Below are 386 nucleotides of genomic sequence, written 5' to 3'. Positions count from 1 at the left end.
GTGTCGTTGCCATCGCGGCCCTGGATCACATCGCTCGCGCCGTCGGTGCCGGGGTCGTCGCGTCCGTCGATCAGATCGTCGCCCGTACCGCCATCGATGGAATCCGATCCGGTACCGCCGATCAGCGTGTCGTTGCCGGCATAGCCGAGGATCGTGTCGTTGCCGCCGCCGCTCAGCCGGACATCGCCGTCCTGGCCCAGCAGCAGGTCGTCGGTCGCCGCCCCGGTCAGCAGGTCGCCGCCGGTGCCCCCCAGCATCGCCAGTTCGCCCAACGGCATGGTGGTGCCGTCGGCGAAGGTCAGCCCGGCCAGCCCGCTGGTGCCGTCGCTGGCCGAGAAATGGTTGACGATGCGGATCTGCCGGCCGGTGGCACGGACCTGCACGAT

General features: G+C 70.2%; 1 protein-coding gene. It reads right to left on the bottom strand.

Features of this window, described 5'->3' with window-relative positions; genetic code table 11:
* On the bottom strand, positions 1–386 hold a 386-nt coding region (locus tag AB4Y34_RS42075), incomplete at both ends, for a calcium-binding protein (protein ID WP_368719335.1).

Source organism: Paraburkholderia sp. BR10954 (genome assembly GCF_040965775.1).
In the GTDB taxonomy this organism is placed as follows: domain Bacteria; phylum Pseudomonadota; class Gammaproteobacteria; order Burkholderiales; family Burkholderiaceae; genus Paraburkholderia; species Paraburkholderia youngii.
The sequence above is the reverse complement of the archived record's forward strand: the minus strand, read 5'-3'. Positions and strand labels throughout refer to the sequence as shown.